The sequence below is a fragment of the Brevundimonas sp. genome, from assembly GCF_023259385.1.
Taxonomy (GTDB): domain Bacteria; phylum Pseudomonadota; class Alphaproteobacteria; order Caulobacterales; family Caulobacteraceae; genus Brevundimonas.
In genome coordinates this window covers 1-7,604 of record NZ_JAHFPF010000179.1, presented here as the reverse complement: position 1 = coordinate 7,604, position 7,604 = coordinate 1, and the positions used below count along the sequence as shown (strand labels likewise).

Here is a 7,604-nt window from a genome sequence, read left to right as displayed (position 1 = left end):
AGGTCAGGGCCGCGAGCAGGCGGGGGCCGCGCAGGGCGAGCGCCAGCTCCGCCTCGGGCGAGCCGCGTCCGAACAGGGCGGCGGCGAGGTCGGCCGGGGCGACCGACAGCGGGCCGGAGCACAGGACGGCGGTCGCGGCGGCGAGGGCCGCCAGCGTCAGGGCGGCGGTCGGGACCCAGGCTGGAACGCCTCTCAATCGAGCCATTGCGGGCGGCGGATTTCGGCCGGGGCCAGCCCGTAGAGGCGGCGGCTCAGCATGGCCAGCGCCATGGCGCTGTCGCCGGGAGAGGCCAGCCAGGCGCAGCCCAGCAGACGGTTCACCGACGGCGGCCGGTCGATCCAGCCGAACGGCTTGTCGGGCAGCAGCAGGATGCGGCGCATCCCGCCGTTGGGACGGCGGCGCCAGACCTCGCTGTGCAGGGCGGTGCGCGCGAAACCCTCGTTCAGGGTGACCAACACTTCGGGGTCCCAGGCGATGATTTGTTCGCGGGTGACCCGCCCGATGTCGGTCGCGCCGACCGCGACATTGGTCCAGCCGGCGCCCTCGAGCACCTCGGTGGCCAGGGCGCCGCGGAAGCCGGTCTCCAGCCCGTCGGCGCCGCGTGCGTAGTAGAAGCTTCGGCCCGGCGGCGACCTGCGCCAGTCGGCCAGCACCCGTTCGGCGTCGTCGGCCAGGCTGGCGCCGCGCTCGGCGGCGCCGAGCAGCCCTCCGGCTTGTCGGAAGGCTTCGGGAATGCGGGTCAGGGCGCCGTCGATCAGGGTCCAGGGCAGGTTCAACCGCGCCTTGATCCGGACCCCGCGCTGGACGTTCTGCGCATCGGTGTCGCCGTAGTCGAGAATCAGGCTCGGGCGCAGGGCGGCGATGGCTTCCAACCCCGCCTGCCGTCCCGGTCCGGCCAGTCCGCCCAGTTCGGGCAGGGCCGCGGCGCCGGGCGCCAGTCCGGCCAGGCATTCGGGGTCCGGCTTGCGCGGCCATCCCGCCAGCCGCTCGCGGGCGACGGCCCAGATCAGCAGGGCGGCGGGTTGGCCCGCGGCGACTACGTCGCCCGTCACTGTGGGCGCGCGCGAGCAGGCGGCCGCGGCCAGGCCGCCGGCCAATCCGATCAGGGTCGCGCGCCGAGTCGTCATGCTTTTACCTGCCGCCTGTCCGGCGGGCCTATCCTGCCGTCAGGGGGGCGGCAAGCCACCTCGGCGCCAATTTACCCTTAACTCTTGTCCGGTCTTCATCCGCGTGCTGCTTATGCGCCCATCGCGTCAGGTGGGGCGCAAGGCAAAATGGGAGTTGGCCGTTGAGTACGACGGACACAGGGGGCGCGCTTACCGCCGGGCCCCGCAAGACGTTTCTGGGACATCCGCGCGGGCTGGTGATCCTGTTCTTCACCGAGATGTGGGAGCGCTTCTCCTACTACGGCATGCGGGCCCTGCTGGTCCTCTATCTGACCCAACATTTCCTGTTCAGCACCGGCGAGGCGCAGGGCATCTACGCGGCCTACGCCGCGCTGGTGTATCTGATGCCTGTGCTGGGCGGCCTGATCGCGGACCGGTATCTGGGATCGCGCAAGGCGGTCATCATCGGCGCGGTGCTGCTGGTGGCCGGCCACTTCACCATGGCCTTCGAGGGCACGGGCGGGCGTGAGCGCCTGACCATCGGCGCCACGACCTACGAACTTCAGGTCGAAGGCCGAGACCAGAACCGCAAGATGTTCGCCGTCAACGGCGACGAGCGGGTTCATATCTCGATCACGCCGCAAGGCGTCTCGACCGTCGGCGCCGAGCCGGCAGCCGCCAATGCTGTCGCGGCTCCGACCGCCGGCGGTTTCCCGGCCTTCACGCCCGCGGGCGGCTACAGCCTGGAGACCAACCGTGACCTGGCGCTGGGCGAACCGATCCTGTTCTTCGCGCTGTCCCTGATCATCGTCGGGGTCGGCTTCCTGAAGGCCAACATTTCCACCGTCGTGGGGGCGCTCTACGAAGAGAACGACCCGCGTCGCGACGGCGGCTTCACCATCTTCTATGTCGGCATCAACCTGGGTTCGTTCCTGGCCACCGCGGCCTGTTCCTATCTCGGAATCAAGTACGGCTGGGCCTACGGGTTCGGCTTGGCGGGCGTGGGCATGCTGTTCGGCCTGCTGACCTTCGTGCTCGGCCAGGGCTGGCTCGAGGGCCGCGGCGCACCGCCGGTTCCGGTTCAGGGGCGCAGCATCCTGGGCGTGCCGCTGGTGCCGTTCTTCTGGATCGCCGGCCTGGTCGCGGTCTTCCCGACCTGGCTTCTGATGCAGCGCCACGAGATCATCGAGAACCTGCTGCCGTGGCTCGCGGGCGTCATCTTCACCCTGGTTGTCGGCTACACGGTCTTCAAGCTGAAGGGCTCCGAGCGGAGCCGCATGCTGGTCGCCCAGGTGCTGATCTTCTTCTCGGTCCTGTTCTGGGCCCTGTTTGAACAGGCCGGCTCGTCGCTGACCCTGTTCGCCGACCAGTCGACCCAGATGCCCTCGTGGTTCAATGCGGCCATGACGCAGATGTTCAACCCGGGCATCATCGTTCTGGGCGGTCCGATCATGGCGGCGCTGTGGGTCTGGCTGGCCAAGCGCAACGCCGAACCCTCCACTCCGGTGAAGTTCTCGTTCGGTCTGATGTTCGTCGGGATCGGCTTCCTGGTGCTGATGTGGGCGGCGGGCAATCTGGCCAATGCGGACTTCCGCGTGCCGCTGCTGTTCCTGTTCCTGACCTACTTCTTCCACACCATCGGCGAGCTCTGCATTTCGCCGGTCGGCCTTTCGATGATCACCAAGCTTTCGGTGGCGCGCGTGGTCGGCCTGATGATGGGCGTGTGGTTCCTGTCCAGCTCCGTGGCGCACATCGTGGCCGGCATCATCGCCAAGGCGACCGCGACCGACACGGTGGCGGGCGTCGTCACCGACCGCGCCCTGGCCCTGGAAACCTATGGTTCCATCTTCGGGACCATCGGCTGGGTCGGCGTCGGCGTGGGCGTGTTCCTGCTGATCATCTCGCCGCTCCTCAAGAAGGGCATGGCGGGCATCCACTGATCGCCCTCACGGGTTGATCACACAGGAAGGGCGGGACCTCGCGGTCCCGCCCTTTTTTGATGCACCGGGGCATCCTCAGTTTCCGGGGGACGGAGGGACGCCTTCTTCAGAAGGTCTTTCTTATCTGCAGGAACAGCCAAGGGCTCATCTTCGTGCGGCGCACCTCGTGGGTGACGACCGGCGCCACGTCGCGCGGTCCGCTGTAGAGGTCGCGGTTATAGCCCTGGGCCCGGTCGCTGGCGTTGCCCATGTCGACGCGGACGGTCAGGTCGGGCCGCGGCTTCCACTGGCCATAGAGCGATACGCCCGGCTCAGCGTAGAGGGCGCGGATCTCGCGCACCCGGAAGATGCGCCCCTTGTCGACATTGCAGCCGTGGTCGAAGCCGTAGGACCAGCGACCGCCCTTCAGGTCCTGGTTGAAGTTGACGCCGCAGCCGAAGGCCTGGTTGCCCTCGAAGCGGCGCTCCTGGCCGGTGACCGGGTCGGTGACGCGGGTCTGTGACCAGCTGCCGCGGGTTTGCAGACGGGCGTTGGACAGACCCAGCCGGTCCATCGGCAGCGTCAGGCGCACCTGATAGAAGTTCGAGGTCCCGTCGCCGATGTTGCCGACGCCGTCGAAGCCCCCCGCCAGCGGGATCACATCGACCACGTCCTGGACCTCGGCATGCTGGACGGTCACGTCGAAGACGCCCTTGTCCCAGAAGCGGCGCTCGTAGAAGGCCTCGAACACCGTCTCCTGCGACGGCGCCAGATCGGGGTTGCCGCCCTCGACCTGGCCGATGTCGATGTCGGCCGAGGCGACAAAATCGCCGAAGTCGAGCTGGCCCACCGTCCGCTCGACCCGGAAGCGGAACTGGTGCCCGGTCCACGGCGTCCACGTCGCCTGGATGCGGGGCTTGGGATAGACGAACGACTTGCTCAGGTCGCTGTCGCCCGTCTGGCTGATCTCGGACACCTCGACCCGTACGCCGAACTCGAGGGTGAACTCGGGAGTGGGTCGCCAGGTGGCCTGGCCGAAGACCTCCCCCCGCAGCTCCTCGACCCGCACCGAGGCCGAGGGCAGGGGAACGGGCACGCCGTTCTCGGAATAGGTCGTGGCGCTGTCGAGGAAGTTCCACGCCACCTCGCCGCCGGTCTCGACCGACCACTGTTCCGAGGGGCGATGGCGCAGCTCGACGCGGGCGATCGACTCTCCCTCGGTGTCGTCGGAGGTGAAGGTCGAGCTGTTCCCGCCGCTGGCGGAGACGCCGGTGTAGTCCTCGGTTTCGTAGCGCTGCAGGCCGGTCAGCTCGAGCGCGGTGCGCGGCCCAAGGTCCCGGACCCAGCTGACGCCCAGCTCGCTGTCGATGCCGTGGTCTTCCTCGTCGTTGCGGCTGTCGGTTCCGGGACCCGAGCGGATCAGGACGTCCTGGGCGTTCTCATTGCTGAACCAGCCCAGCAGGCCGGTGATGCGCAGGCGACCGCCGGCGAGGCGGCGTTGTACGGCGCCGGTGCCGCGCACGTTGCGGAAGCGATCCCACAGCACCAGGTCGGCGTCCTGGACCAGATTGCCCGACGCGTCGTAGCGCCGACGGAAGCCGTCGCCCGTGCCGTCCGTGCGGTCGGAGGTGGCGCTGATCGAGCCTTCGATCTGGTTGTCGCCGTCGCGACGGGAATAGCGGGCCGCCAGAAGCGGACCGAGATGGCCGTCGGGATAGATGTAGCTGTTCAGCTCCAGCACCCGTTCGGTGGTCACTTGGCGCGCCAGAACGACGTTGGCGACGACCGGATGGCCCTGCATGTCGATGCCAGGAGCGCCGCCGCGGATCAGCTCGATGCGGGCGACCCCTGCGGCCGAGATGCGGCGCAGGACCGCCTCCAGATTATCTGTCTTGGCCGAGGGCGGCTGGCCGTCGATCAGGACGTTGCCCGACGCGCCGGCCAGGCCGCGCGTGTCGCTGTCGCCGGAGTTGAAGGCGAAGCCCGGCAGGCGCGTGATCATGTCGAACGCCGTGTCCGGGCGGCTGTCGGCGAAGAAGACGGGGTCGAACACCAGCACGCCCTGCTGGGCGATGGTTTCGGGGGCAGGCGGCGCGGTCTGCGCCAGGGCCGGGGTTATGAGGACGGACGCTGCGACGCTCGCTAGCCAGAATGCCTTGTGCATGACGTCTCCCCTGTCGGTAGAGGTTGCCTGCGAAGCCCCGCCGGCTCCAGTTAAAAGCGGGACAGGTGTGTGAACCGGCGGCGGTCAAAGGGAAACCGCCGCCGCCTCCGGAGCCGATCAGAACGTCTTGCGCAGGCGCAGCTGGTAGAAGGTCCGCGGGTCGATCTGACGGGTTTCGATGTAGGCGATCGGCCGGGTCAGGCGGTCGCCGTAGACGATGCGTTCCTGGTCGAAGTCGTTCCAGACGTTGATCTGAGCCCGCAACGACAGGGTCGGGGTCGGCTTGTATTCGGCCCAGAGCTCGAAATAGTCCTTGCCGCGCCAGCTGAATCTCTGGTCGGGGTCGTAGCTCGCCAGGCCCAGCAGCGGCAGCCAGGCGCCGCCCCACTGCAGGTTCCAGGACTTGATGTCCTGAGCGATGGTGATGGTCGCCTGTGTGGGGCGCACGTCTGAGATCGGGCGCGTCTCGCCGGTGGTCGGATCGGTGACCTCGGTCTTGTTCCAGGTGTTGCGGAAGCCGACGCGGCCGCCCGTGAAGCCGACCTTGTCCATCGGCACCAGGATGTTCACCGCCAACTGGTCCAGCGTTCCATCGCCGATGTTGCCGTTGGCCGACAGGCCGCCGTCCAGCGGGATCACGTCGATGGCGTCGCTGATCTCATCGTGGCGCAGGGTGATGCTGACGATGCCATCGCCCCAGAAGCGGCGCTCATAGGCCAGCTCGCTGATCCAGCGCTGTTCGGGCTCCAGGTCGATGTTGCCGCCGAAGACGTTCTCGTCCTCCAGTTCGGCCGAAGCGGCGAAGTCGCTGAAGTTCAGCTGTCCGACCTCGCGTTCGAAGCGCAGCCGGAACTGGTTGTTGGGTCTCGGCGTCCAGGTGGCCAGGAAGCGCGGCTTGATGAAGTAGAAGCTTTTCTCCTTGTCCGCGTCGCCCGACTGGCTGATGGTCGAGGCCTCGACACGCACGCCGCTTTCCAAGGTCAGGTTGTCGCGCAGCCGCCAGGTTCCCTTGGCGAAAAGCTCGCCGCGCGTCTCCTCGACCTTGACCGAGGCCGAGGGCAGCGGAACGGCCACGCCGCCGACGCTGAAGGCCTGCTCGGTCTCCAGCATGTTGTAGGCGACCTCGCCGCCGGTCTCGATGGTGAGCTTGGGGGAATGCTCATAGCGCAGCAGGCTGCGCAGGATGGTTTCGGAGCTCTCGCTGACCGAGGAGAAGCGCTGCTCTGGCGCGTTCACCGCATTTTCCGTGACCCGCGAGAAGGCGCTCGAATCGTTGTCGGAGAACTCGTGGATGAAACGGGTTTCGGACTTCAGGCGGCTGTCGATATCGCGGGTGTAGACCAGGCCGAACTCGCCGCTGGCGCCGTCCTCGGCGTAGACGCTCTCACGCCGCACGGTGGGCGAGGTCTGCAGGTTTATGTTCGAGAAGTCGTTGATCCCGTAGCGGGCGGTCAGGTCGATCTTGCCGCCCAGGAAGGGGCTGGCGTAGTTGACCCGCAGCGAGTTTCCGCCGCCGGACTGGTCGTTGAAGAAGTCTTCCTGACGCAGGATGGTCCCGGCGCCGTCGCGGCGGACGACCGGGCCGACGCCGTTGGAGTCGCTGGTCGACATGCCGTCGCTGAGGGTGAAGCCCCAGGTGCGGTCGCCGTCCTTGGCCGTGAACTGCCACGAGCCGCCGTAGACGTCGTTTCCGCCCTCGAACAGGGCGGCGTTGCCGGTGAAGACCGACTGCCGGCTGGACTCGCTGCGGGTGATGACGTTCACGACGACCGAGAAGCCCTGCATGTCGATGCCGGGGGCGCCGCCGCGGATCAGCTCGATGCGCAGGACCTGGGCGGCCAGGGTGCGCGACAGGACATTGGAGCCGGTGTCGTTCTTGGAGGCGGGCCGCGAGCCGTTGATCAGGATGTTGCCGACCGAACCCTCGAAGCCGCGGCTGCCGTCGCCGTCGTTGACGCTGAAGCCGGGGACGCGGTTGACCATGTCCAGCGCGGTGTTGGGCTGCTGGTCGGAGAAGAAGGCCGGTTCGAAGATCAGCACGCCCTGCTGACCCGCTTCGGCCTGTACAGGCGGCGGCGTCTGAGCGGCCGCGGCGCCGGCGGTCAGCAACAGCGCTGTGGTCGCCAACAGAATGGTTCTGGTCATTGCGAAACTCCCCTCGTCGTGTGACGAGAGGTGTGACCGGATGGTTTGCTTGTCTCCAGTTACAAGACGGACAGGTGGATTAAATCGGCGACAGCATTACAGGGCTGTCATCTTTATGTTCTGATCTGGTCTATCCAATACTTCTCTTCATCAAGTCTAACGGGTGAGTTCGTGAAAGCCGTCGTCGCCGTTGCCGTCTCCCTTCTGCTTCTGACTGCCGGCGCATCGCCGGCCCTGGCGCAGACGCCCTCCGCCCCCGCTTCGCAGGA

5 protein-coding genes are annotated in these 7,604 nt (G+C 67.6%); 1 reads left to right on the top strand and 4 read right to left on the bottom strand.

Annotated elements, in window-relative coordinates; genetic code table 11:
* Positions 1-196, bottom strand: a 196-nt coding sequence (locus tag Q0C81_RS13420) for a hypothetical protein (RefSeq protein ID WP_291838769.1), incomplete at its 3' end; no start/stop codon positions are given.
* Positions 193-1,128, bottom strand: a complete 936-nt coding sequence (locus Q0C81_RS13415) for a hypothetical protein (protein ID WP_291838768.1) — start codon at positions 1,126-1,128, stop codon at positions 193-195. The genes Q0C81_RS13420 and Q0C81_RS13415, both read right to left, overlap by 4 nt.
* A gap of 236 nt (positions 1,129-1,364) precedes the next feature.
* On the opposite strand from Q0C81_RS13415, the gene Q0C81_RS13410 reads away from it, so the two are divergent.
* A complete protein-coding gene (locus tag Q0C81_RS13410) occupies positions 1,365-3,047 on the top strand; it encodes a peptide MFS transporter (RefSeq protein ID WP_291838764.1) in 1,683 nt (560 codons plus the stop codon).
* Positions 3,048-3,153: 106 nt separating this feature from the next.
* On the opposite strand, the gene Q0C81_RS13405 is transcribed toward Q0C81_RS13410, so the two are convergent.
* Positions 3,154-5,190 (bottom strand): TonB-dependent siderophore receptor, encoded by a 2,037-nt coding sequence (locus tag Q0C81_RS13405; protein WP_291838760.1) that lies wholly within the window; start codon positions 5,188-5,190, stop codon positions 3,154-3,156.
* A gap of 117 nt (positions 5,191-5,307) precedes the next feature.
* Positions 5,308-7,335, bottom strand: a complete 2,028-nt coding sequence (locus Q0C81_RS13400; protein WP_291838757.1) for a TonB-dependent siderophore receptor — start codon at positions 7,333-7,335, stop codon at positions 5,308-5,310.
* Between the last annotated feature and the right edge of the window lie 269 nt (positions 7,336-7,604).